Source organism: Edaphobacter lichenicola (genome assembly GCF_014201315.1).
Classification (GTDB): Bacteria; Acidobacteriota; Terriglobia; order Terriglobales; family Acidobacteriaceae; genus Edaphobacter; species Edaphobacter lichenicola_B.
The window spans coordinates 233200-258727 of sequence record NZ_JACHDY010000001.1; the positions used below are offsets into that span (position 1 = coordinate 233200).

General features: G+C 55.9%; 21 protein-coding genes and 1 tRNA gene. 10 read left to right on the forward strand and 12 right to left on the reverse strand.

Going from position 1 to position 25528, the window contains the following annotated elements:
- Positions 1–232 precede the first annotated feature (232 nt).
- Positions 233–1399, forward strand: coding sequence for a VWA domain-containing protein (locus HDF09_RS00965; protein ID WP_183760387.1), 1167 nt, complete (start codon positions 233–235; stop codon positions 1397–1399).
- A 242-nt stretch (positions 1400–1641) separates the two neighbouring features.
- Here the strand turns inward: HDF09_RS00965 and HDF09_RS00970 are convergent, their stop codons facing one another.
- Entirely contained in the window at positions 1642–4473 is a 2832-nt protein-coding gene (locus tag HDF09_RS00970) for a M48 family metalloprotease (RefSeq protein ID WP_183760389.1), read from the reverse strand.
- A gap of 265 nt (positions 4474–4738) precedes the next feature.
- Here HDF09_RS00970 and HDF09_RS00975 point away from each other — a divergent pair, with 265 nt between their 5' ends.
- The 5 genes from HDF09_RS00975 to HDF09_RS00995 all read left to right on the forward strand — a co-directional run bounded on the left by HDF09_RS00975 (position 4739) and on the right by HDF09_RS00995 (position 7097).
- A complete protein-coding gene (locus HDF09_RS00975; RefSeq protein ID WP_311718302.1) occupies positions 4739–5065 on the forward strand; it encodes an ArsR/SmtB family transcription factor in 327 nt (108 codons plus the stop codon).
- On the forward strand, positions 5062–5520 hold the full coding sequence (locus HDF09_RS00980) for an SRPBCC family protein (RefSeq protein ID WP_183760393.1): 459 nt from the start codon (positions 5062–5064) through the stop codon (positions 5518–5520). Before HDF09_RS00975 ends, HDF09_RS00980 begins: the two co-directional genes overlap by 4 nt.
- The gene (locus HDF09_RS00985; protein ID WP_183760395.1) at positions 5517–5942 is read left to right on the forward strand and encodes a DoxX family protein; all 426 of its coding nucleotides are present in this window, start codon (positions 5517–5519) and stop codon (positions 5940–5942) included. Before HDF09_RS00980 ends, HDF09_RS00985 begins: the two co-directional genes overlap by 4 nt.
- The gene (locus HDF09_RS00990) at positions 5939–6586 is read left to right on the forward strand and encodes a DUF998 domain-containing protein (RefSeq protein ID WP_183760397.1); all 648 of its coding nucleotides are present in this window, start codon (positions 5939–5941) and stop codon (positions 6584–6586) included. Before HDF09_RS00985 ends, HDF09_RS00990 begins: the two co-directional genes overlap by 4 nt.
- Before the next feature lie 67 nt (positions 6587–6653).
- The gene (locus HDF09_RS00995; protein WP_183760399.1) at positions 6654–7097 is read left to right on the forward strand and encodes a DUF1801 domain-containing protein; all 444 of its coding nucleotides are present in this window, start codon (positions 6654–6656) and stop codon (positions 7095–7097) included.
- Positions 7098–7130: 33 nt separating this feature from the next.
- Here HDF09_RS00995 and HDF09_RS01000 read toward each other — a convergent pair whose 3' ends face one another.
- Complete coding sequence (locus HDF09_RS01000) at positions 7131–8045, reverse strand: alpha/beta fold hydrolase (RefSeq protein WP_260180848.1); 915 nt, start codon at positions 8043–8045, stop codon at positions 7131–7133.
- A 243-nt stretch (positions 8046–8288) separates the two neighbouring features.
- On the opposite strand from HDF09_RS01000, the gene HDF09_RS01005 reads away from it, so the two are divergent.
- Positions 8289–8882, forward strand: coding sequence for a CGNR zinc finger domain-containing protein (locus tag HDF09_RS01005; protein ID WP_183760403.1), 594 nt, complete (start codon positions 8289–8291; stop codon positions 8880–8882).
- A 513-nt stretch (positions 8883–9395) separates the two neighbouring features.
- On the opposite strand, the gene HDF09_RS01010 is transcribed toward HDF09_RS01005, so the two are convergent.
- Positions 9396–9899 carry a DinB family protein gene (locus HDF09_RS01010; RefSeq protein ID WP_183760405.1) on the reverse strand — a complete coding sequence of 168 codons (504 nt, stop codon included), beginning with the start codon at positions 9897–9899 and terminating at the stop codon, positions 9396–9398.
- Between the two features lie 293 nt (positions 9900–10192).
- On the opposite strand from HDF09_RS01010, the gene HDF09_RS01015 reads away from it, so the two are divergent.
- A tRNA-Gln gene (locus HDF09_RS01015) sits at positions 10193–10266 on the forward strand.
- Between the two features lie 163 nt (positions 10267–10429).
- Here HDF09_RS01015 and HDF09_RS01020 read toward each other — a convergent pair.
- The 8 genes from HDF09_RS01020 to HDF09_RS01055 form a co-directional block, all read right to left on the reverse strand.
- On the reverse strand, positions 10430–11467 hold the full coding sequence (locus HDF09_RS01020; RefSeq protein ID WP_183760407.1) for a radical SAM protein: 1038 nt from the start codon (positions 11465–11467) through the stop codon (positions 10430–10432).
- Positions 11468–11518: 51 nt separating this feature from the next.
- Positions 11519–13513: a methyltransferase domain-containing protein gene (locus HDF09_RS01025; protein WP_183760409.1), complete on the reverse strand. Its 1995-nt coding sequence runs from the start codon at positions 13511–13513 to the stop codon at positions 11519–11521.
- Positions 13462–14925 (reverse strand): B12-binding domain-containing radical SAM protein, encoded by a 1464-nt coding sequence (locus HDF09_RS01030; protein ID WP_183760411.1) that lies wholly within the window; start codon positions 14923–14925, stop codon positions 13462–13464. Before HDF09_RS01030 ends, HDF09_RS01025 begins: the two co-directional genes overlap by 52 nt.
- On the reverse strand, positions 14922–15764 hold the full coding sequence (locus HDF09_RS01035; protein ID WP_311718308.1) for a class I SAM-dependent methyltransferase: 843 nt from the start codon (positions 15762–15764) through the stop codon (positions 14922–14924). The genes HDF09_RS01030 and HDF09_RS01035 overlap by 4 nt, the downstream gene beginning before the upstream one ends.
- Positions 15765–15901: 137 nt before the next feature.
- On the reverse strand, positions 15902–16723 hold the full coding sequence (locus HDF09_RS01040; protein WP_183760413.1) for a class I SAM-dependent DNA methyltransferase: 822 nt from the start codon (positions 16721–16723) through the stop codon (positions 15902–15904).
- Positions 16723–18132, reverse strand: a complete 1410-nt coding sequence (locus tag HDF09_RS01045; protein ID WP_183760415.1) for a B12-binding domain-containing radical SAM protein — start codon at positions 18130–18132, stop codon at positions 16723–16725. Before HDF09_RS01045 ends, HDF09_RS01040 begins: the two co-directional genes overlap by 1 nt.
- Positions 18133–19572, reverse strand: a complete 1440-nt coding sequence (locus HDF09_RS01050) for a B12-binding domain-containing radical SAM protein (RefSeq protein ID WP_260180849.1) — start codon at positions 19570–19572, stop codon at positions 18133–18135.
- A gap of 136 nt (positions 19573–19708) precedes the next feature.
- Entirely contained in the window at positions 19709–21217 is a 1509-nt protein-coding gene (locus tag HDF09_RS01055) for a B12-binding domain-containing radical SAM protein (RefSeq protein WP_311718311.1), read from the reverse strand.
- Positions 21218–21498: 281 nt separating this feature from the next.
- On the opposite strand from HDF09_RS01055, the gene HDF09_RS01060 reads away from it, so the two are divergent.
- Together HDF09_RS01060 and ribA are read left to right on the forward strand one after the other, a co-directional pair.
- Positions 21499–23604, forward strand: a complete 2106-nt coding sequence (locus HDF09_RS01060) for a glycosyltransferase 87 family protein (protein WP_183760421.1) — start codon at positions 21499–21501, stop codon at positions 23602–23604.
- A 45-nt stretch (positions 23605–23649) separates the two neighbouring features.
- Positions 23650–24291 (forward strand): GTP cyclohydrolase II, encoded by a 642-nt coding sequence (gene ribA, locus HDF09_RS01065; protein WP_183760423.1) that lies wholly within the window; start codon positions 23650–23652, stop codon positions 24289–24291.
- A 127-nt stretch (positions 24292–24418) separates the two neighbouring features.
- On the opposite strand, the gene HDF09_RS01070 is transcribed toward ribA, so the two are convergent.
- Positions 24419–25447 carry a PNPOx family protein gene (locus HDF09_RS01070; RefSeq protein WP_183760425.1) on the reverse strand — a complete coding sequence of 343 codons (1029 nt, stop codon included), beginning with the start codon at positions 25445–25447 and terminating at the stop codon, positions 24419–24421.
- Positions 25448–25528 lie beyond the last annotated feature (81 nt).

The window sequence follows — 25528 nt, forward strand, 5'->3', positions numbered from 1 at the left end:
AAGATAGGTCCTGCCGGACGGGCGGTCACTTCGTGACGTGTATACCGGCTTCGCCCGGTCCTCCCGTTGGTCGGAATCAACTTCCATCGCGACCAACGGGAGCGCCAACCGAAGGGGTATACCCGCCACGAAGTGGCCGCAGCCCGGGCAGGGCGCCCGTCCGGCAGGACAAGTCCCAGCGTCTCTCACAATTGCACTTAAACCCCGTCCAACATTCGGAGTAAAGTTTCAGATGATGACTATCCTTCCGCATCCCAGGGCTCGCATCCTCCTCCTTCTCTCCTGCTTCCTCATTCTCACCCTGCCCGCAGCCGCCCCCGCGCAGGAAGCCCCCGCGCAAAACCCGCCCCAGCAGACCAAGCCCACCCCCGACGACGCCGGCCCCGACACCGACAACGGCTCCATCATCCTCAAGAAAAAGAAAGAAGCCGACGAGCCCCCCCCACCCGCCGCGCCCGTCGCCCCCAAGGTCAAAAATCCCGACAACGAGACCTTCTCCCTCCGCGTCGACGTCCCCATCGTCAACATCGACGCCAGCGTCATCCTCGACAAGACCCACCAGTTCGTCCCCGGCCTCAAAGCCAACAACTTCCTCATCCTCGAGGACGGCGTCCCCCAGACCATCACCAGCGTCCGCACCACCCAGACCCCCATCACCGCCGTCATGCTGCTTGAGTTCGCCGCCAACAGCTACTACCTCATCAACGACATGCGGAACGCCTCCTACTACTTCTTCCGCTCCCTGCGCCCCGACGACTACATCGCCGTCATCACCTACGACCTACGCACCCACATCCTCACCGACTTCACCAACAACAAGGACCTCATCGCCCAGTCCCTCCAGTCCCTCATGATCCCCGGCTTCTCCGACACCAACATGTTCGACGCCCTCTACGAGACCCTCGACCGCACCAGCCGCATCGAAGGCCGCAAGTACATCATCCTCATCGGCTCCGGCCGCGACACCTTCTCCAAGCTCACCCTTGACAAGATCCTCGCCAAAGTAAAGAACACCCCCAACATCACCATCTTCACCATCTCCACCGGCGCGCTCCTCAACGAGCTCCGCTCCGGCGGGGGCCCACGCGAACTCGACTACCTCCAGGCCCAGAATCAGATGAGGACCTTCGCCTCCATGACCGGCGGCCTCAGCTTCGCCCCCATCTTCCAGGGCGAACTCCCCGACATCTTCGCTCAGATCAACCAGTCCATCCGCAACGAGTACATCCTCACCTACCGACCCACCAACAACAAGAACGACGGCACCTACCGCAAGGTCAAGGTCCTCCTCGTCGACAACGAAGGCCACCCCTTGCGCATGCAGGACGAAAAGGGCAAGCCGCAAAAGTACTCCGTCATCGCCCGCGACGGCTACAGCGCCAAACTCCCCGTCGAATAGTGCAGGGCATGCCGATACGCAAGAAAAAACTCTCCAACTTGATCTCTGATCAGAGCAATGCCATCACTGACGAGAAGCCGACTTACCGCTACGAATCGGGTAAGTGAGTGCATCGGCGATTTGGCAACAGCTGAGAATAGGCAGAGGCTTTGAAGGTCTGGCGCTCACTGGAGTTTCGCTGGGTCTTCGAAGCTAATGATAATACGCGATGCCGTAGCACTTTCGGTCTTCGTTGTCGCTAATCATTGAACATTCGAAGCAGTTGTGACGTGCGTCTCGTTTGAGATGGTGTAGCTGGTGACACGCTGGTCGGCGGTGAGTACGAGGAGTTGGGTTCCGTGGTTGCGGAACTCGGCAAAGCGGAGGGGGCTGTCGAGGGTAAGATGCACAAGTTCAGCGCCAGTCTTGTCGGAGACGGTGGTCTCGTTGCGGCGGTTGTGGGTGCAGATGGTCTGCGAGGCGATATCGGCGGCGACGACTGATCCGTAGAGCTGGCGGAGTTGGACGCCTGTCTTGAGCGAGTAGACGATGATGCGGTTGTCGCCGGTGGAGAGGTAGAGGAGGTCGCCGAGCCTGCTGAAGCCGTCGACGCCTTCGTACGTGAGTGGTACCTGGACCACGACCTGGGCACGAACGGTGCCGTCCTCTGCGTTGACGATCTCGATAAGACGTCCGGCGGGCTTTTGTTTGATTGCGTCTGTCTGCTCTTTGAGGATGGCATTGCTGCGGAGTTTCTCCTTCGCTGCTGAGGACAGCAGCAGGTCGCTGAAGATGAGGTCTGTGTCGCCGTAGTTGGTGGTGTAGCCAGGACGGCCCTCTGGGAACTGGCGGGTCCACTTTACGGCGAGGTCAGCGGGCGAGTAGGCCGTGAGGGTCCAGGCTTTCTTGTTCTGCGACTTCCACTCGAGGAGGTCATTATTCTCGAGATGGGCTTGGTCGGGGAGCTTGTAGGCCATATTTTTGGCGAGACGAGGCTCGGGCGTGAGTTCCCCGATGACGGCGGGGTGCTCCTTGTCGGTTGCGGTGAATTCGGCGAGGAGCTTGCCATCGGGGGTCCACCAGGAAGAGCGGAAGCCTCTCATGAGGAAGATTTGTTTGCCTGTTGCGAGGTCCCACACGGCGCCGCGAGTCCGGGCGGAGAGGGCAAGATAGCGACCATCGGGTGAGATCGCGGTGGAGCGGGCCGGAGCCAGGGGGCTGAGCGGCATGTTGGCGCTGAGGATATGCATCGGATTCGGATCGCTGAGCTTTCCAAGAACAATGGAGCCGGCCAGATTTTCAACGACAAATGAGTCGCCAAAAACGTCGATCGCCGGGGACTTGGAGCCGAGGACATATTTTGTCGCGTTCACATCGACGACCCCCACTACGGCCTCGTTGGAACCTGAGGTGGTGACGTATCCGGCGGTGGTGGTGGCGTTCATGAAGGGAAGGCCGAGCTTGAGCGATTGGAGACGTTTACCGTCGGGGAAGCTGAAGACACCTGAATTTGCGGCCTGGAGGGCGTGGACGGCAACGATCTTGTCGTTGCCCTCGAAGCAGTAGGTGATGGGGAAGTCGTAGCTGGTCAGTGCTCCGGAGATCTTGATAGGAGTTCGGGTGCGGAGATCGAAGGCGAGGCGGTCGGCACCGGGACCGAGGAGGAGGGTGTTGCCATCGGCTGAGAACGCAGAGGTCAGGACGCCGGACGTGTCTTTTTCGAGCTGGCGGACGAAGACCGACATCTCGAAGTTGAAGTTGGGGTGAAACCAGTCTTTCTTCTCGAAGACAACTTGCCCGGTTTCGATGTCGATGAGGAGGGCCCTAAGGTTGACCTCGGCCGCTGGATACGCGATGCAGATGAGGGTCCGGGCGTCGGGCGACAGGAGGGTCTGGAGGCAATTTTCCTGAGTGACGACCTCATGGGCGGAGACGAGTTTTTGTTGGGCGATGTTCCAGAGCTCCACATGGAGGTTGGGGGTGTAGAAGGCAATCTGTTTGGAGTCGGGGGTGAAGTCCGCGGGCAGGCCGCGCTCGGCGTCGAAGCGAAAGAGCTCTCGGAAGGGGCTGCGGGAGAGGACGAAGATGGAGCTTTCATCCTGGGCGAGAATGTATTGGCCGTCGCGGCTGAAGCGGAGGTGGTCGATATTGAGGCGCAGTGGCGGGTTGAGTTGGATTGGCGTGGTGTTAGTCGATATTGCGGTGGCAGCGGGCGCAGTGGGAGTGGCCCCGACTTGGTCCTCGAGCACCAGAGTGTGCCAGTGCTCGAAGGCTGTGGAGGTGTTGTCAGCGACGGCGCCGCAACCGGAAGGGAGTTCGGCGATGATGCCGCGGATGCGGCGCAGACGCTTCTGCGAGGGAGTGGTGGTTTGGAAGAAATCGCCTAAGCGGCCGCCGGTCTTGCCGCCGACGAAGAAGGAACGGTCCCAGAACTCGGCATAGGCCTGGGCCCGGTAGCCGGCGGCGGCAGCAGCGTAGACGGCCACGCGGTCCGCCCCGTCCTGCTTGTCGTCCGAGTCGACAGCGATGGCGTGCTTGTCGTGCTGGCGGGCATCGGTAAGGCGCTGGAACTTGGTGTAGATGTCTGCCCGGTCGGTGACGGAGGTGACGCCGAGCAGGCGACGAAGATCTGCGGTGGTCTCGATGGCGAATTGGTGGGAGAGGATGTGGCCCATCTCATGGGCGACGACACCCGCGACCTCGTCTTCGCTGTGAGCGCTGGCGACGAGCTTGCGAGTGAGATAGACGCGGCCGCCGGCGAGCGAAAAGCCGTTAACTTCGGGAGATTCGACCAGGAGGAAGTGAAACTGGATTTTGGTGGGTGGCAGTGCGGCAAGGAGGCGGCCACCGATCGTATCCAGGTAGGCATTTTCTTTGGGATTCTTGACGGGACGGTTTTCGGTTTCGATGTAGTCAGCCATGGCTTCGCCGAGCCATTGCTCCTGTTGTTCGGAGAAGATGTTGGCTTGGGTAGATTGGAGAGCTGCTGGTGGTGCTCCGCAGGCTGATTGGGGCGTCGATTGCGGGAAGGCATGAGAGATCATGCTTAGGTGAAGCAGCGGCAGAGACAGCAGCAGGTGCAAACATGAGCGCATTGGAGGACCAGGGTTAGGAATCATCCTATTACGAAAGGGTAGCTGTCCGAACCTCCCGAAAGTCGCACTTGGCAACTACAATTCTCAGCGGTTGATAACAGGACAAAGCACTCATCGACACACGTTTGGGGAAGATTCGGGATGAGTCCTCAAAAACGCGCTTCTGTTGAGTGGCCTCTATGGCCGGCGGCCTCAGCTTCGCCAATTGAAAAATAGTGTGACATCTCTCTTGACAATCCATAACCAAACAGTTATGGTTTTGCCTGTGAAGCCGACCAGCGCCCATCACGTCTTCCGTGCCCTATCCGACCCGACCCGCCGGGCCATCTTCGAGGAGTTAACCCGGCAGGGCGAGCAGACCGTCCACGCATTGACCAGCTTTGCCGGCGTCTCCCAGCCCGCTGTCTCCAAGCACCTCACCGTACTGAAGCGCGCAAAGCTGGTACGGCATCGCCGTGCGGGACGAGAGACTCACTACCGCGCGCAGCCCGATGCCCTGGCCCCCATGGTCGACTGGCTGCGTCACTACGGCGCCTTCTGGCGCGACCGGTTCGACAAGCTTGAAGCACTTTTGGAAAGGATGGAGCCATGAGCCAGAGATCAACGACCAATCCAGCAGAAGCAGAGAGTACCCGTACCCTTGTCATCGAGCGAGTCTTCCCCCACACACCGGAGAAGCTCTGGCGCGCACTCACCGAGAGCCCGCTCCTCGCGCAATGGATGATGAACAACGACTTCGAGCCGGTGGTCGGGCGCAAGTTCCAGTTCCGCGCCGACCCCATGCCGAACTGGAACGGCATCGTCGACTGCGAGGTGCTCGTCGTCGACCCACTCCAACGTCTCTCCTACAACTGGGGTGTTGGAGGAGGCGAAGCCGGCCTTCAATGGGTCGTGCTCTTCACCTTGACTCCAGCCGACGGCGGCACCCACCTACGCATGGAGCAGTCCGGCTTCGGTCCCGATCAGCAGGCAGCGTATCAGGGCGCAAACTACGGTTGGCAGAAGTTCTTCGGCGGCCTCGAGCGTGTCCTTGGAGAGGTGCAATGACCACGAGAGCAAAAAACATTACTTACTGGACAACGACCGGACTCATAGCATTTTTTATCGGAGGCGGCGGCGCCGGGCAGCTGATACAGTTTCAGCGCAACCCCCACGGCGTCGTGCCCGTCCTCGGCTACCCACTGTACTTCTTCGCCATCCTGGGCATCTGGAAGGTGCTTGGCGCCATCGCCATCCTCGTGCCACGCTATCCGCGCCTCAAGGAATGGGCCTACGCCGGCATCTTCTTCGACCTGACCGGCGCAGCCGCATCCTGCGCAGCAGTCGGCGGCTACGGCGCCTACGCCTTCCACGTCCTCGCCCCGCTCATCCTCACCGGTATCACCGTGGCATCCTGGGCCCTTCGACCCCAAAGCCGCACCATCGGCCTCCTCTTTCCCGCAAGTCGCGGCCAAGGAGGTATCGAGTGACGATTCCGACTGCCTCCGTTTCCGACGCGTCTCACATCGCTGCCCGTGGCGCGATAGTTGCCGCAGGGCTAGCATTGCTCGCGCTGGGCGCTTTACACATACTCCGCCCCGATTTGGACCCATCGCGTCAAATGATAAGCGAATATGCGATTGGCCGGTTCGGTTGGCTCATGACCGTCTGCTTCGCGCTGTTCGCAGCTGCCAGTGCCTCCTTGTTTCTTGCCCTGATGGGGAACACATCGACACTTGTCGGACGAATAGGTCTGATCTTCCTTTTGGTGGCAGCCACCGGACTTGCGATGGGCGCCGCCTTCCGCACGGATCCTCTATCTACGGCACCCGAAGCCATGACCTTTTCTGGGCGCATGCACGGTGTGTCCTTTATGATCGGCGTTCCAGGTGTGCTTGTCGCGACTCTTCTCTTATCCTTCGCGCTCCGGACTCACGAAACCTGGATTGGCCTGCCACTTCTTTCGCTCATGGCGATTACCTGGCTGAGCCTGGCTGCAATGGCTATCGCCATCGCCGTCACCATGAAGCACTTGGGAGTCGATGTATCCAGCATTGTTGGATGGACCAATAGGCTGTTTATGGCTGGTTACGCCCTGTGGGTCATCGTCGTAGCTTGGCCGATGGCACGATAAAAGCCGCCTCCAATAGCAAGCCGAGCGCAGCTAAATTACGATTACGTCCAAGAGTTTGGAGCTATACATGAAAAAAGCCATCCCGGTGGAATCAACCTCTGCCTTCATCGATGCGAAGATCAACGAACTCGGCGACTGGCGCGGCAAGACGTTCGCGAAGGTCCGCGCCATCATCCACAAGGCAGACCCTGAGATCGTCGAAGAGTGGAAGTGGATGGGCACTCCCGTCTTCTCTCACGAAGGCATCGTCTGCACGGGAGAGACCTACAAGAGCGTCGTCAAGCTGACCTTTGCCAAAGGAGCTGCGCTGCCGGACCCATCCGGTCTATTCAACTCCAGCCTCGAAGGAAATGTCCGTCGCGCCATCGATATCCACGAAGGCGACAAGATCAATGAGGCGGCCTTGAAGGATCTCATCCGCGCTGCCGTCGCGCTCAATCTCGATCTCAAGACCGCCAAAGCCAAGCCCAAGCCGAAGCCCAAACCTGTGAGCAGCAAGCAGGCCGATTAGCTCATTCGCAGCCCGCGGCACCAGCGAAGCGAATCACCGAGCGTTCTTCGCCAACAGCTCCCTCATCGCGGCCGCAACCTCCTCCACATGCGTCTCCAGCGCAAAGTGTCCTGTGTCCAGAAACTGCACCGTAGCGTTTGGATTATCTCGCTTGAAAGCCTCAGCACCCGGAGGAATAAAGAATGGATCGTTCTTCCCCCAGATCGCCAGCAGCGGCGGCTTCGACGTCCGGAAGTACTCCTGAAACTTCGGATATAGCTTCACGTTGTTCTGATAGTCGAAAAACAGATCCAGCTGAATGTCGGTATTCCCAAGCCGGCTCACCAGCGCATAGTCCAGCCAGTAAGCCTCCGGCCCAATCGTCTCAGGATTCTTCACCCCATGCACATACTGAAACTTGATCCCTTCAAAACTGACCGCGGCCTTGCGTACCTCCTCGCGATTCGCCGCCGAAGGATCGCTCCAGTACTTACGAATCGGCCCCCACGCATCGCCCAGCCCCTCTTCATACGCATTCCCGTTCTGCGAGACGATCGCCGTCACCCGCTCCGGATGCGCCATCGCCATGCGAAACCCCGTCGGCGCGCCATAGTCAAACACATATAGCGCATACCGCTTCAGATCGAGCGCATCGGTAAAGGCCAGCATCGTCTTCGCCAGCGCATCGAAGCTGTACCTGTACTGCCGCGCCTCCGGCACCTCGGTAAATCCAAACCCCGGAAGATCCGGCGCAATCACCCGATACTTATCCGCCAGCCGCGGAATCAACTCACGATACTGAAACGAAGAAGCAGGGAAGCCGTGCAGCAGCAGCAGCACAGGCGCACCCGCCGGCCCAGCCTCACGATAGAACACACTCACCCCATCGGCCTCAACGCGGTGAACGGTAGTCAGCGGAACTCCTGAACCTGTCACTCTTGAACCAGGTACTCCTGAACTAGTAGACATACTCTCTCCTCTCCCGAAACTTCGTGTGTCTTCCAACCAACCTTGTGAAAGGGCAGCAGGAGCAGCACCCGCCAGGGCAAGCAGACTCCCGCCTCCCGCCAAAAAGCCTCGACGATCCATTCCGCCCTCCCATGTAGTTCAAATTATGCGAAACCGCTGAACGCATCATTCAGCAGTTACAGGTAAGATGTAACCCAGCAGGATAGGTTTCACAAGTTACAATAAAACAGAAGAAAAATCCCCATGCCGACACCCACCCATCTCCCTCCATCCATCGAGCCACCAAAGGCAGGGGATCATCCTGCGCTCGATCTCCTCAACACCGTCTTCCTTCTCAACGGCACAATCGTAGACTCCCTCCAGACCGATCAGGATGTACTTCTGTGGCTCGCCGGCGCTGGCTGGCCAGTCGAGCACGACCTCGCAAGATCAAAGCCCGGCGCCCTCCTGCGCAGCGCCCGGACTCTCCGCGAAGCAATCCGCCGACTCGTCGAAGCCAGAAAAGCCGGCAAGCGCGCCGACCCGGCTCCCCTCAACGCCTTCCTCGCCCAGTCGCAGAGCCATCTCAAGCTATCGCCCGCCAAGGGTCGAACCCTCCACCTCGAACGTCAGTGGAGACAGCGCACCCCCGAAGAGATCCTCGCCCCCATCGCCGAAGCCGCCGCCGAGCTCCTCGCCACCGGCGACTTCAACCTCGTCCGCCACTGCGAAGCCCCCGAGTGCGTCCTCTGGTTCTACGACCGAACCCGCTCCCACCATCGCCGCTGGTGCAGCATGGCCACCTGCGGCAACCGCAACAAGGTAGCCGCCTTCCGCCACCGCCAATCCACCACCTAACCACCACCTAGCGACCACAACTCACCACCAAGCCGCCACGACGTGACCACAAACCACCACCGTTTTTTTGTCATCCCGCAGGGATCTGCTGTCTCTCACCTACCAACAACATCGTCATTTCGACCGAAGCGGACCACAGTCTCATCGTGGTCCGCGCAGTGGAGAAACCCCCGCATTTGCTTTTGCCGTTGCTGTTTCCCCGCAAGGAAATCCCAAAGCGCGAACAAAAACCCATGTCAAGCCCCAAACAAGCCTAAACTTCTCTATCCAAAGAACATCCACGTGGCGTATCAGATAACCCCACCGAACTATACTTAAGGAAGAACAGAAAGGAGAGATAGAAGAGATTTCAACAAACACCTCTCATGTCTCCATCTAACTCATTGATTACAAGTATTTTGCAAACAACTAACCCGCAATCAATACCTTACAGACAGCCACCCCTCTTAAACCACTAAAAACAAACAGCTTCCCTGCAAGATACCCAGAGGGGGGAGGGGAGGGGCACCACCGCTACCTGGGCCGAGGAATCGTAAGGTCAAGATCCCCAGCAGTCATCTGCTTGGTCAGCAAAATAATCTGCCCCACATGCTGCTGCACATGTCCCACCACCTGGTAGATCGCCTCCAGCACACTCACATCGCGCCCCTGCGGAGTAATCCTCTCCGACAGCCGCCCCGCCGGCACCGCCGCAATCACACCCTTCGCCTCCGCCATCGTCGACTGGAACAGTGCAATCAACTCCTCCGCACTCATCCCACCCTCCGCACTAAACTCCGCATCCCGAACCCTGACATCGGCCGCCCCACCCACCCCATGCATCACCCACTGCCGAGCATTCCCGCAAAGATGAAGCACAAGATTTCCCACGGCATTCTCATGGGCCCCCTGCCGCTGCCACACCTGATCGTAGGTCAGCTTTTTCAGACAAGCCACCAGGCACTCGCACATCATCTCCAGCCGGCGACACGAAACATCAAGAAAATCCGCAGCAACAGCATCAAGGGTCGTAGTCATCCCAGCATTCTAACCCGCCCAAAGGCGTCTGAATCCGTCGAGCCGTTGACGGGTAGGGGGATAGGAGCCGGGAAAAGTGCACCCCCTGAGATTAGGATAATAACTCAACCAGACTGTTCGATAACGACAGGGTGGGATGAGTGTGGAGTGTCGCGTTGTCCTATAGTCGTCGAATTCGTCTCAGATCCTACCCGTCGAGCCGTTGACCTTCTCTCCCTCACCTCGTACACTCATAAAAGGCAGTCAGCGAGCACCCTGTTCGCGACGCAAAAGCGCACCCACGCCAAGCACGTTGCCCCCTAGTTCAATGGTAGAACAGTCGGCTCTGAACCGATCAATCGGGGTTCGAATCCCTGGGGGGCAACCAATCGTAACTACCCCCTGAATCCTCAGCCCAGACGGATATTCGTTCGAGGTTGTTCGCAAGAGTTAGCGTGCATTATTTCCGCACACCCGCTCGTGCAAATGCAAAGAGGAAACAGGTTGTACGCGCCCTCGACGCGATGGTGAACAAGTGGGTGTGAAACGGCTCAGTTTTCAGCAAGTCTGGCGTAGTTGAGCGAGCAAACACATCGCTGACATGTTGGGTTTCGGGCAACGTCTAATGTGCGCCGGAATTGCTGCGCCTCTTCAGAATTAACGGCGTCTTCTAACGAGCCCCTCTCGACCGTGCCAATCTTATGATGAAAAAAACAAGGCCGAATAGACCCGTCGACCTCCATTACCGCGGAAACCCAGGGTGCGTTGCAGACAGGCGACACTGGCGTCAGCTCGCCCAGATGTTCGCGAAATCGGCGCACGATATGTCGTAGCTTCTCGGGCGGCTCTACGATGTAGCGCCGAGCGATTTCGTCGCGGAATTGTTCGAGCAGCAGTTCGATCTCGACTTCAAGGCACGCTATTTCTGACCGTGTCAGCGCGACCTCGCTCTGCCGTTCTCCGGGCCAAATGAGCTCTCGGTTGAATGCGTGCGACGATACGTCAGTCGCCAGAAAAGAGATGGAATCAAAGCCCAGCCGTTTCGCCGCGGCTACCGTCTCGCGCAAAAAGAGAAAGTTGGCACGCTGCACTGTACTACGGGCTTGGATCGATATCCCCGGCCGATGGCACCGAATCGCTAGTATGCCCGCCCGAATTAGATCAAAGCCTCGAATTACCCGCCTGATACGATCATGGATCGCTTCTGGGCCGTCAAGCGAAATGATGATTTCATCCACGGACCTTGCTACGATATCCGCTCGTTTCTCAAGCAGCAGTCCGGTCGTCAAAAGAGTAACTCGGGCCCCGCAGCTCTTGAGAAAGCTACATAATGCCTCAAAGTTCGAGTGAAGCAGGGGCTCGCCTCCCGTCAGTACGACCTGCTGTACTCCCAGGGCCATAATGGAATCACGGTGGTGTCTGAAGCTTGCGAGGTCGAGCCCCAAGCCAGGCGGCCTTTTCCAAATATCGCACATAAGGCAGCGGCAGTTGCAGTTCTCATGCATGTTCAGCAATAAAATCGGGAGCGATGTGAGTTTATGCGGCAACGCGTGAGAAAGTTGCGCCTTTGCTTCCAATTTAACTGACATGGCATCTCCTGCGGTAAAACTTATGTCGGGTAGCGGGTTCGTCGACATGGCTTATACCTGCATTCTGGAAACTCGGAGACCGCCGACACGAACGTTACCGTCACCCAGAACATTCTCCGTTGCTTCGAGCAACACTGTGGCGGGAGCACGCAGCCAACGGACTTCCTTCTCAATCATGAGCGGGACAAGTGCTCGCCTCATCTGTGCTGTGAGCCTGTCGAAGATTTCAGATGAAGCTAGTTGTACCAAGCCGCCGACAATCACCAACTCCACATCCCGCCAACTCAACTCACTCAAAATATGTGCTGGGCTTCCAGCTCGCTGAGTTACAGCAATAAGGTCGGCTACGGCACCTTCGCGCAGTGAACCCTCACCACCCTGCAGACGTAAAAGCTGTGCGGCTTCATCAGTAACCATTGAGAAGAGTCTGTCATCGTTAAGGTCGCAGGCCCACCTAGTAAAACGAATCTCATCTAGAAGATCACCGTTTGAAGTCAACGGTGAGTCGCTCCCAAGTCCAAGCCTCTCGATGGAATGTAATAGTTCACGTGTGAGGGCCTTTTCGAAGAGAAAGCTGTTTGAAGAAGGACAAATTACCAAGGCAGAGCGGCGCTCATTCAGGAGTGCCGCGCCTTTGGCATCCAGTGCTAATCCATGTATGAGGACGGTACGCTCCTCGATCGCGCCAACAGCATCGAGTATGTATAACTCTTCGGCTGCAACATGATCGACACCTTCGCACGCATGGATGAGAAAGGGAGCATTGGCGGGAGTATCCTCTAGGGCGGACCGGATATCTTTTGCGAATGCCAGCGAGTGGTCCCATCCGTAGTTTGTGATCACCCGTATGGGAAAGTCCCTAGTCAGCAGCAACGGATCGACCGGGTTGTGCTGACATACGGTGGTGACCCCGCACAGCAGGTTGCGGATGCCACCCCACCACAGGCGAACGTCTTTCGGCACTTTTTTGTGAAGCGCAATCTTCTCGGCCTCCTTCACTTGAATATCCAGCGCCCACTCGGTCGCGTTCTCGTATGGAGGAGAGCCCAACCGGGGAAAGAGCGCAAACTCAAGGTGATCGTGTGCATTCACCAGCCCCGGAAAGACGAGATATCCAGTCAGGTCAATTTGATTCGTTCCGTTTCTACTGGCCGTCTGTGCAGTTTCTGTCGCAATTGAAGCAACTAGTCCGCTGTCCACGGTGACAGAGGTTGCAAGACTCTCATGTGCGCCCAAAACGCATTGCGCGCCTCGCAGATGAAGATCTTCATACTCCCTAATTGCAGGTGAAGACGCGGACATCCTGCGAAGATGAAGCAAGTAGATTGCAGGATTTCCAGCCGCTTGCTGCCACGCTGCCTCTTTGCCCGCCGTCATGAACAATTCATGGTCACTCTCGTCGAACGGCGGTTCGAGGCACACGACAATCGCGAAACCATGAGCGACAAACGTGCTGATCAGATCGGTCAGGGGCCGAGTATGTGCTTTGAGTCTGTATGTCTGGACGGGAGTATCAAAGCCACGTTTCCAGCCAAGTGTAGCCGCGGTGCCCGGATGCATGTCTGACAGAAATAAATCTCCACCAGGACGGATGACTCGCGCTAATTCGGACGCACATAGTTCGAGATCTTCCACATAACTCAGAACGAACGAGGCGAGTACCAGATCCTTGCTGCCGGACGCAATCGGGATAATAGGAAGTGCGGCATGGATCAGTTCCGTATCCGAAAGCTCTTTGCGAGCGGCTATATCAATCATCTCGCTGGAACTATCGAGACCATGCAACGAGGCTGGTTCGCCGTGCACGAAACGCGACAGCCATCTTCCACTGCCACAGCCTACATCTAAAACATGCCGGTCTTTCGTGTGCGGCAGAAGATGAGCGAAATAACGTTCCTCAAGCGCAAGCAGCGGATTCGGCTGCTTGTCATATACTTTCGCCCAAGCTGCGAAGGCATGTTCGTTTTCCGTCTTTGTTCCACACTCAGCGATCCTCACAGGCTTTCCCGCTTTGGCTTGCGTAGCTTGATAAAGCTGTTCGCCCACTGCAACTCAACCGGATAGCTGTACACCTGCAGCGTATACCGCCATGAGCTTAAGGTTTTCAGTAGAATGCGGCTCCACTTAGGCGCGCGAATGTCCTGAACGGTAGGCCATCGAGATGCTACAACTAATTCGAAGTTGTCGATCAGCTCCTTCGTCGTGGATTTCAGCCAAGGGGCACTAGTGTCGATGCGAAGAGTGAAGTCCATCCACCGTTTTGTCGCCCATCCTGCCGGGCTGTCGGGAAAGGAAATCTTGTCGTCCACATCCCCGTACATAGAGCCTTTCTGCGGAGTGGGTGTGTAGTGCTGGACGATGATCTCCGAGTCCGGATTAATTCGTTTGATCCTTCGGATAAACCTCAGAGTTTCTCGCGTGTCCCGTTCAGGATCTTTAGGGTTTCCGACCACGAACGAAAATTCAGGAATAATTCCGAATTTTCGCGTCCGCTTGGCCATGGTCAGGGTTTGTTCCGTGGTTATACCCTTCTGCATTTCTTCTAATGCCCAATCGGAGCCGGACTCGGCACCAAAGAAGATCATCGCGCAACCTGCACCGGCAATTGCGGCCATCGTCTCGTCCGAGTATCGTGACATGATGTCTACTCGTCCTTCACACCACCACCGCAGCTTCAGGGGAGCCATCAGATCGCAGAGCTTGCGTGCGTGGTCTTCGCGAAGGAAAAAGTTCATATCGTAGAACTGCACAGAGTCCGCGCCATATTGGTCGATCAGATGCTTGAGGATTGCCACCGTACGTTCCGGCGATTCCATCTTTTCGTCGCGTCCATAGGCCGCATGAACGCCGCAGAAACTGCAGTTGAAAGGGCACCCAATGCTAGCGTGATGGACTGCCGTGCGCTTGCCGAAGAAGGAAGGCCGCAGATACCTCTCTACTGGCAGCCGATGGAACGGAGACCATGGAAAGCTATCCGGGCCTCTCATCGGACGTTCAGCATTGCTGCGATGCAGACCGAACGCATCTTTGTAGGAAAGCCCGCGGATTGAATCCAGGGGGCGATTGCCCCGAAGCGCATCGATCAATTCCAGCAGGGTATCCTCACCCTGTCCCCGCACGATAAAGTCTACATACCTGGCGTTCAGTGCTGCATCCGGATAAATCGAAGGAAAGTATCCTCCCCATACGATCTTTACATGTGGCCGCAACTTGCGGATCTCACGCGAAACTTCCATGGCTGAGACCATTTGCGGTCCAGGCATAGTGGAGACACCGAGTAACTGCACCGGATGCGCGTCGATAAGCTTCAATAGCGCTTCGACCGGTTTCTCCTCGAGGTTGCCGTCAACGATCTCGTACTCTTCACGCCCCTCCAAAACGGCGGCAAGGGCGAGCACCGCCAAAGGCAGCCGACAGTTGCGCGGTCTTGTAGCTCGTGGATGAAAAAGAAGAATCATGCGGATTTCCTGGCTGTATAAATCTGGAAACGTGACGGCTCGCGGCGACGATTCCAACGTGCAATCCACGGTCGCATCGTCCAGCGGAATCCATAGAACGGATTGTGGCGTTCCCAGCGGATGCCGAGCTTTTCTTCCAGATCTCTAAGCCGCTCGTCTGTCAAAAACTCGAGGCTTCGAATTGAGTTCGAAGATGTGCCAAACCGCTTAAGAAACGCTGCCTGCCGTTCCGCAATCATCTGCTCACCGCTACTCTCGTTGGAGTACCACGGCGAGTCTGCCACGACGATTGTTCCACCGCTCCTAAGGCAGCGCAGCGCTTCCTGCAGGCTTGCCTCGTAACTCTCTGCATAGTGGAAGGAGGCGTTGAAGAAGACCGCATCGAACTGGGCAGAGGCAAATGGCAGGGCCGTACTTTCGGCCTGTACACGCGGAAACATCTCCTGTAGGTGTTCGTGATAATGTTTTGCGGCACCGAGTCCGTCCTGATCATTGACCAGCAAGTCCACCGCAACAGGTCGAAGCCCCATCTGCGAAAACCGATAGCTCATCCATCCGTTACCGGCGCCCACATCCAGAACGCGTGCATTCACTCCCGCTTCTGTCTGAACCTTCGGAAGAATCTGCTTAGCAAGATAGGAATAAGTACGCGCACGGATTGTCCATTGCGCCTGATTCTTGCCTGAAAGATCCTTGTATGGGAGTGCCAGATAGTAAGCCGCGTTTTGACCGCCACGCCCCTCGGCAGCGCGAATCATCTCATAATCTGTAATGAACTGGGAATAGTGCGCCGTGCGATCTTCGCTGAGTGCAATCCAGATCCCTTCGCGAAGAACCACGGAATGGCGACATCCATTGCAGATGAGGCCGTTCTCTTCCCGCTGATTCTGTCTGACCTTGAGCGAGTCATCGCATCGTGGGCACCTCGATATCAGATCTGTAGCGCTTCTATCGCAACTCGCATTTGGGTGTTCCATCACACTTGGCATGGCCGCACTTTCTCCAGATGTAACAGCATGTGGTCTCCCAAAGTACGCAATCCTGGCCAGGTGCGTGCGGTCTCATCGATGACCTCGAGAAACTTCAAAAGACGTGGGCGAGACGTCACCCAGGATTCGACATAGGATGGGGGCACGGCGAGACCGACAGCAGTCGTTGAGACAAGGCGAAACTCAGGCGCGAAAGCGCTACGCAACTGTGCAATCGTCGGATAGTACACAGGGAACTCCAGACCATCGAGGCGTGCCTCTGATACGCCCTTCCATCGGCGAAGCGCCTTGCGCGGATCCCCACGCAGCAGAAAGTAAACGATCTCCCACAAGCAGTACCGAGTAGAAAAGCACAGCAGAAGCGGCGCGCCTGATGGCAGCCGCTCGGATAACTGTTGTGCGAGGCTAGTCAGATTCCCAACACAGTTCAGCCCAGAGAAGTTGGAGAATACGCCGTCAAAGCACTGTGTTTGTGGCAGAGTGCGGATCTCTTCCGTACGAAGAGGGATAAACTCCACAGTGGCACTCGGGGCCTCTGCAGCCATTTTGTAGCGCGCTTGTTCGATCATGCCCAGCGAGGCATCGCATGCAGTGACCGTCATGCCTGCCTTGGCGAGAAACAAGGCATCCTGCCCAGTCCCACAGTTTAGTTCGAGGATGTGGCTGCCTCTTGCGAATGCTTTTAGCGCAAGTTTCCAGACAACCTTTCGTTGTGATCTGCCGATCGCCGAAAATGTGAAGAGCGAGTCATAAGTAGTCGCCAGACGGTCAAATGCCAGTCCGGCTGTGGAGGTTTCGAAAGTATTCATCACCGCTCCACCTCGGCGTAGGTCGCTAGCAGAGCGGCGCGCTCGCTTGCAATGGCCTGCCGCAGCAAGGCTGCCTGTCTCGGATCGATCGTCTGGTCGGCGCCTTGTGAGTTATCCAACATTCGGGCTAGAGCGACCTCATCTCGCAGCACTCTGTCTGCATGCGTATAAAAGGCGCGCGAGTGCCTCCCTTTGATTTCGAGTTCACGGTCTGAGGTTTTTCCCCAGGGAGAAATCTGAACGATCCGAGAAGCAATGCGGTTATAGTATGGCGTTCCCTTTATTGGGTACGAGACGGTTGTAAAGAAGATGTCTGGCTTCGAGGTGCTAACGTGCTTAATTGTTGCCTCGATATCTTCCATTTCTTCTCCTTCGTAGCCCCACATAAGGAACATGCCGCTTTGGATACCGCGCTCGCGGCACATTTCCACGGCCTTGTGCACCTGCTCGATCTTGACGCCGCGATCCATCGCGTCAAGAATGCGCTGCGATCCGCTCTCCGATCCTATCCACATGCGGAAGCAGCCCAACTCTGCCAGAAGGTCCATCATCTCGGGACTCAACCGGTCTGCACGCGAGATGCACTCAAAAGGAATGCGGATTCGACGTTGTTTCATCTCAGCAGCATAGGTGCGCAACCATGCGTGATTGATCGTGAACACATCATCGGAGACCCACACCATGTCTGGTTGGTACTCGTCCAACAGCCATGCCACCTCATCGACGACCTTTATGGGATCACGTCGCCGATGGGACTGCCCAAAGACCTGGTGGCTACACCAGTTGCAACGAAAGGGACATCCACGTGCCGTGATGAAGTTTATCGACCCAGTGCCGTGATGAGTCCGCCAGGTCTCAACATACCGACGGATATCGATTGCGCCACGTGCAGGCCACGGCTGTAGATCAAGATTCTGAATCTGTCCACGTGGTTGGTTCTGGCATAGGTTCCCATCGATGTCAAGATACGATAGGCCGGCAATTTTGGAAAAATCCTTTTCTCCGCATCGAATCGCAAGGAGCAGATCCTCCATCGTTAGCTCACCTTCACCGGCAACTACAAAGTGGGCTCCAGCCTGGAGATATTCCAGCGAATAAGCGCCTGGCTCAGGCCCGCCCACCACGGTCGTCCAACCGGCTTCTCGAGCCACAGAAAGAATCTCAACGACATTGCTTCGAGTCATCAGGTTTGCGTACACGCCGAGCACCGAAGGCTTTTCTGTGCGCAGGTGGTTGAATAGTTGCCCACGACTTGAAAAGGTCGTGTCGAATACATCGACGTCAAAACCCCGGCTACGCAAGTGCGAGCAGAGATACAGAATTCCCAAGGGGGCATAAGGCTTCATGATCTGCCGTTCCTTTGGGTCTTCGAATAGGAAGTATCCATGAGTGAGTAGAAGATCGAGCATCTATGCCCCCGTTGCTCCAGTGAGCTGATGAATGGGAACCAGGTTCACCCGAGTCTTCCCACTCGCGTTCGTCGCGATAAGTTCGATTGCATTTGGATTTTTACTAATCGGCTCCAGAAGAGATACCTCGTTCCACAGTCGTTCGACGGAAGCCTGGGCCACCTCGAAGCCCTGACCATCGAGAGTCCAGGCGTCGACTTCTGCGTGAAGAGCATTGCGGACAGCACGATAAAACCCGCTCGTATACTCTGCTTGAAACATGATGCACAAGTCATCGCTATCGGCCCAGTTGCGTTTCGACCCAAGTTGTGTCCGCACGCGCTCATAGAAAACGGTGCCAGGAAGGGGGTATGAGAATGAGATCCCAATGTCATCAGGACGTGTATTGCGGACGAAAGCGATGGTCTCTTGCAGATCAGACCAATGTTCTCCTGGATAGCCAAATTGTAGGAAATAACCTGCACGAATCCCGAACTCTTTCAACCTTTGTCGTGCCGCTCGGACCGAGGATATATTCAGACCTTTGTCCATCGCGTCCAGAATTCTCTGCGAACCGGATTCAACACCCATCCATACTTCCGCGCAACCGGCCGACCTCAGCGCTGCCACCGTTTCCTCAGTCATCAGATCTGCGCGAGACTGAATCTTGAATGGCAGCGCGGCCGCTCTTTGAGAGACTTCTGAAACAAACTCCTGGACCCAATGACGATTCAACGCGAACACGTCATCACTGAACCAGATGTGCTCAGCTCCCGCTTCATGTTTAAGCTGCCTCATCTCTTCCGCAACAACAGATGCAGCACGCAGTTGAAATTTGTTGCCTGAAATCGGTTTTGCGCACCAATTGCACTGATATGGACATCCACGGCTCGAGACCATGTTCACCGAGAAGTATCCGTGCGCTTTCTTCCATGCATGGCGGTACGAGCTGAAGTCTGTCAAATCGGTGGGCGGCTGATGCAAGGTGGTCCAATCAGGATTTCTCGAGAGCGCTCGATCACCAGAGGTCGCGTCACCGCTGTCTCCAATACATACGAGTCCGCCAATCTCGGTGGGCGTTCTTCCCTTAATCAGGTCTGTGCAAAGGGCTACGAGAGTCTGTTCCGCCTCGCCACGCAGTACATAGTCGATTCCATGACTCAAGAAGAGTTCGGGGTGGTCAGTGGCATCTGAGCCATGCGCGATCACCGGAATTTCTCTTTCTTTTGCGGCGTCCGTGAGGTGCCAAGCCACTTCTCGCATTCGTGTTAGGCACATCTTCGTCAGAAAATTGAAGTCGTCTTCATAAATCACCACAATCTTTGGGTCGTGGTGCGCCAAAGACCTTCTGAACTCCATATCCGGATCCGACAGCATGGTATCGAACAGAGCCACAGAAAAACCTGCATCGCGAAGAGCTGCCGCTGCGTATAAGGTGCCGAGCGGACGGTAAGGCTGCATCTTTCGCACTTGCTTCTGATCGTAGGCAAGGTGATACGAATGTGTGAGCAGAATGTCTACCAAGAATCACCTCTGCGCATCAAGTTGGCGTGCCGGCAAGCCCCACTGAACCTGGACTTGACGATGCAGCGCCGGCCTAGCACGCGGCCTCCGCTGGTGTGTTCGCAAGTCGTTTAGCATCTACGGCAGGTTTCATTGCCGTGTATTGCTTTAGCTTGTTGTTGAGCCAGAGCTCTACTGGCATGCGATACATATCGTGGTCCAATCGCCAACGTGCGGGGAGCGAAATGCACTTCTGCATCAGTCGGGTGATCTTACCGCGCTTGTCGGCTCCGATTGGTATGCGGTCGAATGCAACGCGCAGATAATCCCGGGTCACCTGAAGTCTGTCGTGTTCCCTTCCATTAAGCCAGGGAAGCCGTGTGTACCGCGGGAAGTAATCTGCCCATGCCTCAAGTGAAGCCGGCAACTCGATGCCGAGCTCCGTGGCCTTTGAAAAGATCGGTGAGCCGGGATAGGGGGTGAAGATGTTCGTCCAGAATTCGGCGCCTGGAAACCTTCGGCAGACGTTCATCATGAAATCAATAGTTTCGCGCCGTTCGTTCCTGCCTTCACCCGGAAATGCGAAGATGATATTAAAGGACGGCCGTATTCCGGCTTCCAGACAGCGTGCCGCGCTTTCGTAGATGGAGTCAAAATCCTGCCAATCCTTATTCATTGCCTTCAACACTGTAGGTGAGCCAGAATCCACACCTTGGCAGATCTGCTGCAAGCCCGCTCGACGCAGCATGCGCAGATCCTCTGGTGTAAGCCGTGCGACCACATTGCTGGTTGCCTGAATGCTCCACTGGAAATGAGAGTCTTCGCGCACCAGACCGTCTGCGATTCCTCGGGCTCGGTCCATGTCAACGAGGAAGTTGTCGTCAACCACCCAGATCATATCGAGTGCATACCTGCGGCTCAGATCTACCGTCTCTTCAACAAACTGTTCCGGAGGCAGCGCGTTCCACTTGCGTCCGTAGACGCCGGCGTTGGTGCAGTAAGCGCAGTTGAATGGGCAGGCGAGGCTAGACGTGTACATTGCCCAACGCCGTCCGCACTTGCGCTCATAGGCATCGAAATCCGCGATGTGGTATGCCTTCGGAGGCATTTCGGCCAGCGGACGCAGTGGACGTTCCGGTGTCATGACTAACCTGCCATCGCGTTTAAATCCGATACCTGGAACGAAGTCCGGAGCGGAACCTGATTGCAGATGCTGCACCAATTCCAGAAAGCTCTCTTCGCCTTGTCCTCGCACAATGTAGTCGAGGTAGGGTGCCTCAAGCGTCTGCTTTGGAAGCAATGAAGGATGCCATCCTCCTAACACTATCGGGAAGTCCGGGCTCCATGCTTTCACAGCCTTCGCGATCTCCACGGTTTCGCGGATCATCGGGCCGGTCACTAGAGAAACGCCCAGACACAGTGCATTCTTGACTTCTTCCAAGACACGGTTCTTGAAGTCGGGCGTGATAGTCGAATCGATCAGTACGATTTCGAAGCCGGCACGGATCAGCGGAGTCGCTACCGCCAAAATGCCGAGTGGCGCCGTCGCCTCAGAACTGGCAAACGATGGAAAGAAAAAGACGATCTTTCGAGATGTACGCACGCTATGCCCGCCGTTTCTTTGGAAAAGCATAGCGAGTTGGTGCGGCGGAGCTTGTCACCAGGTTGTCAACGGACTGTCATCTTGTTACCTGCCAAGAAAACGCGCTCTGCCAGACACGCAACTTAAAACTGACAAGGCACAAGAATTATCGGCGATGGAACGGCACTTAACGGTATAGCTACTCGTTCAAATGCACCTCCGTTAAGAATGGCAACAATCGAATGACCCCGAAATGACGGCGGGGTGACAATCACAGAGCGGCTATTGAGCAAGCATGAGATGTGACCGCACTTTCGGACGATCGTATTCTGCACTGGCTTGAGAGGGGTCTCCTCGTCATCCTATTGCTCTATCTGGGAGCACACACCCTGCCACGTGCATGGGGAAAGCTGAATACCGATTTCCCAAACTACTACCTGTCTGCGAAACTGGCGCATGAGGGGTACGATACTAGCCGCATGTATGAGTGGGCCTGGCTACAGCGCGAAAAGGATCATCGTGCTCTGGACGTTCGTGTAATTGGGATGTTGCCCATAACGCCGATATCTACTTTGACTATGTGGCCACTGACGCGGTTCTCACCGCTTACGGCAAAACGTTTGTGGGTGCTGCTGAATCTTGGGTTGCTAGTCCCCCTCTGCTGGCTGTTGCGCTCTCTAACCGGCTTGTCCTATCAGCGGATCGCACTTGTCTTCACACTAAGCTTCCCTTTGCATCGAAACCTGCTGTATGGCCAGTTCTATTTACTTTTGCTATTACTGATTGTGGCTGCATGCTGGGCATACCTACACAAGAAAGATACGCTTGCCGGTTCCCTGATCGCAGTCGCAGCAGCCTGCAAAGTATTTCCGATCTTTTTCTTTGTCTTTTTCGTGCAGCGCAAGGCTTGGCGCGCCCTCACTGCGGGTGCGCTCACCGGGCTAGCAACTCTCGCGACATCTGTCTCGATCTTCGGCTGGAACGTACATCGCACCTATCTCCAGGAAATTCTTCCATGGACTCTGCATGGGGAAGGTCTGCCACCATATGCAACAGCCAGTGGTTCCATCTCGAGCGTTCTGCATTACCTCTTACTCGATGAACCGCAGTGGAATCCGCATCCTTGGCACCACTCCCCATTTTGGTATGCCATTCTGCAACCGACCTTGCAAATAGCACTGTTGGCGCCAGCGATTCTGCTCATGCGAGGGAAGGGTCGAGCCCCTCACCGGACACAACTGGAGTGGTCGGCGCTGCTGGTGGCTTCCCTTGCTATCTCCACCATACCGGCTTCATATAATTTCGTTCTCCTCGTTTTTCCTGTATGTGTGTTGACAGCAATATTGCTGGAGCGAAAGAGATATAGATGGCTTCTGGTTTTATCCATCGTCTACTTGGGTATTGGGCTACCCCTACCGGGCCCAGGCAGTGTGATAGGTCCAGCAGTCCTGCTGTATATCCCTCGGTTGCCATTGATGCTTGCGCTGCTACTGGGAACTTATATGCTGTTACGTTCCGAACGGTTGGTCCCGAGTTCATCACGCAGCAGCTGGACGCAATACGTGTGGGTCGCGGCGATGACCGCTGCGGTTATGTTCAGCGTGCATTACACTCTCGAACGGGAACGGGCCGTCCGTCAAGAGTACGCTTACCGGCTACCGCTCCAGACTCAAGTTCTGCTTGCTGCCAGCCCTGAATTAGCAAGTAAGGGAATCAGATATCTGGCATTCACTTCGGCGGGATATCACCTTGAGGGCACGGCGGACGCGATAGGAAGCGATCCCACGATGAGCGATGAGCTCTCGTTTGCCACCAGTGCAAAGGGTCTATGGGCCGAGGAGGCTCTTAACCCAGAGTCACGAATCATCGAGCGAGGAGATTCTTCGCATGTGATAGTGGAGAACGCGCGTGAGCCAATGCTCTCAGCCGATCAAGCGAGCCTGGCTTTTGTTCGTGATTACCATGGTCGCGGCACTTTATTCGTTCGAAGAAACTTCCAGTCCCAGACGGCATCGGATGTGGTACTTACACCTCCGTCGCTCAACTTATATGAGGCATCTTTCCTTTCCGAGCACGAGTATGTGTTTTCTGCGGTGAAGGGACATCACCCACCTGGAATCTACTTAAGCGACGCTTTACATAGCAACACGCCGCTCGATCTGGGTGAGGCGCGATATCCGGCGCTTTCTCCAGACGGGCGCTGGATGGCATACAGCCACTTCGATCGAGGCGCTTGGAACCTATGGATTCGAAATCAACAAACCGGCGAAACGAGACGCATTGCGGATGTTCCCTGTAATCAAATTGAGCCAAGTTGGGAGACCGACTCGAAGACTCTGCTTTACAGCACCGATTGCGGTCGCAGTCTATGGTTTACCGCGGTAGCACGTAGACGCGTCGTTCCATGAAGACGTCCACTAGTGGATCAGCCTTCAATAGCAAAGGAGATCCCATTGTCACTGATAGAGCTAAAGCAGATCGCCCAAGTGGAGTTCCCAACCCGGTGGACCGATTTCCATCTGCTAGCTTTCGAGGGAACGTACACGAGTCCAGGCAAAAAGGAGAAGCGTGTACAAACAGCGCTCGCCCTCATCGCGGGTAACCTTTACCACGATGCTCCTGTGGTCCGTATTCATTCTCAATGCGCCACAGGAGATGTTTTCCATTCTCTCCGGTGCGACTGCCACGACCAGCTTCATCTTGCGTTGCGCACGATTGCGGAGCTAGGTACAGGGATACTACTGTACGAGCACCAGGAAGGGCGGGGAATAGGCCTCATGGAGAAGTTGAAAGCCTATGAGCTACAGGATCAGGGTCTCGACACAATTGAAGCAAATCTCCGTCTAGGCCACGCAATCGATCATCGTGACTATCAGCTACCGGTAGACATTCTCCGTTCGCTGAACATTCGGAGGGTCCGTCTGATGACCAACAACCCAGAAAAGATCCGGGCAGTTACATTATCAGGAATCCATATTGTCGAACGTTTAAATGCTGAAGTTCCGATCGATCCCCACTGTGCGGACTACGTTGCCACCAAACGAGAAAAGCTAGGTCATCTCTCGACGCACCCTGCTGCGAGCCTAATAAGCTAATCCTCCGCATAACTCCACGTCGGCTAGAATATTCGCGGCCATGGAGGACCATTATTTTCTCTCCGTCCATAAATACATCTGTGACATACGGCCAAGCCTCGCATCTTTGGAATGTTTGATTGATTCGTTATTTCGCGGGATGGCGTTCTCGCTTATGAAATGTGTCCGCTGCAAGGGAGCGCGCCAGTTCTCTATCGCGCTGTTCAAATTTCTTGAGTCTCCAGGATTGGTAAAAACCGTGGATCGAGCAAAACGTCAATTCATTAGTGTATGTTTCTTCTTCCAGGATCTGCCCAATGAAGAAGCGGTGGCTGCCAACAGCGATGGAGTTCCAAATCTCAAGCTCCTTCACTCTCTGTGCGAACTCTGGAATGGGAATGCTGAGTGCCTTTGAGATCTTGGTTGCGAAAGGAAGCTCACTCCAATCGACGGATTCCTTTTTGTGCTGATTTGCCAGACGGTAAGCCAAATAGCCTGCCTGCTCAGGCAGGCTGCTGAGAGCCACGTAGCCAGTCCGCTGGACAACCGTACCGGCAACTCGTTCCGTTCTCAACGCAAAGCCGAAGTATCCGTTGCCGAGATATCCGCAGAGATTCATGGGGAAGAGGTTGCCTTCTTCGTGATTGCCAACACTAACCAACATGATAGGGTGAGGCCGGATGAACGTGACCATAGATGCACGTCTCTCGAGGAACGACATTTTAATACCTTGCGTGTTGTCTCTCCTCCATTGACGATATGCGTGAAGAATGTAATGGAGTCCGAGCTGCGCATTCGGCAAGCAGAAATTCTTTGAACTCCTCGGTTCGAAAAACATGAACTCCGTGCGTACGCCAGACAAAGTTTGCCTGTAGTCGAGACCGATTTCGCCCAGGACGCACTCTTGGCCGTTTCGCTCCGAAAATACCAAGGTCAGCTCAGAGAGCTCTCTGGGGCTTGGGCAGGTGCCCTCATCGAAGCCGATGCAGATTGTCAACGGCTCAGCACATGCCGTCGACAGGTGTTCCGTTACGTCACGATTCACACCTGCGCCGCGCAGAAAGACAGTGATCTCGGTCTGCGGCTCCGGCAGCCCGAGAGTGAATTCCTGTGGAAGTAAGGTTTTTCCTAAGGCAACTGTCTTGATCCCTGCGCGGACTCTGGTCGCGATCGACATATAGAAGATTCTCCTTGAGTAGTTGTTTGGAATGGAGGGGACGTCGAACCTCAAAACGAGCAAATCTCTTGTTGAACTCCG

Excerpts from the sequence above, each read along its gene's own strand:
- HDF09_RS01010 (WP_183760405.1), bottom strand. The coding sequence starts at position 9,899 with ATGACTACGACCCTTGATGCTGTTGCTGCGGATTTTCTTGATGTTTCG.
- HDF09_RS01050 (WP_260180849.1), bottom strand. The coding sequence starts at position 19,572 with ATGCAGCCTTACCGTCCGCTCGGCACCTTATACGCAGCGGCAGCTCTT.
- HDF09_RS01005 (WP_183760403.1), top strand. The coding sequence starts at position 8,289 with ATGCCGACACCCACCCATCTCCCTCCATCCATCGAGCCACCAAAGGCA.
- HDF09_RS00970 (WP_183760389.1), bottom strand. The coding sequence starts at position 4,473 with ATGCGCTCATGTTTGCACCTGCTGCTGTCTCTGCCGCTGCTTCACCTA.
- HDF09_RS01070 (WP_183760425.1), bottom strand. The coding sequence starts at position 25,447 with ATGTCGATCGCGACCAGAGTCCGCGCAGGGATCAAGACAGTTGCCTTA.
- HDF09_RS00965 (WP_183760387.1), top strand. The coding sequence starts at position 233 with ATGATGACTATCCTTCCGCATCCCAGGGCTCGCATCCTCCTCCTTCTC.
- HDF09_RS00995 (WP_183760399.1), top strand. The coding sequence starts at position 6,654 with ATGAAAAAAGCCATCCCGGTGGAATCAACCTCTGCCTTCATCGATGCG.
- HDF09_RS00985 (WP_183760395.1), top strand. The coding sequence starts at position 5,517 with ATGACCACGAGAGCAAAAAACATTACTTACTGGACAACGACCGGACTC.
- HDF09_RS01030 (WP_183760411.1), bottom strand. The coding sequence starts at position 14,925 with ATGATTCTTCTTTTTCATCCACGAGCTACAAGACCGCGCAACTGTCGG.
- HDF09_RS01000 (WP_260180848.1), bottom strand. The coding sequence starts at position 8,045 with ATGTCTACTAGTTCAGGAGTACCTGGTTCAAGAGTGACAGGTTCAGGA.
- HDF09_RS00980 (WP_183760393.1), top strand. The coding sequence starts at position 5,062 with ATGAGCCAGAGATCAACGACCAATCCAGCAGAAGCAGAGAGTACCCGT.
- HDF09_RS01020 (WP_183760407.1), bottom strand. The coding sequence starts at position 11,467 with ATGTCAGTTAAATTGGAAGCAAAGGCGCAACTTTCTCACGCGTTGCCG.
- HDF09_RS01045 (WP_183760415.1), bottom strand. The coding sequence starts at position 18,132 with ATGCTCGATCTTCTACTCACTCATGGATACTTCCTATTCGAAGACCCA.
- HDF09_RS01040 (WP_183760413.1), bottom strand. The coding sequence starts at position 16,723 with ATGAATACTTTCGAAACCTCCACAGCCGGACTGGCATTTGACCGTCTG.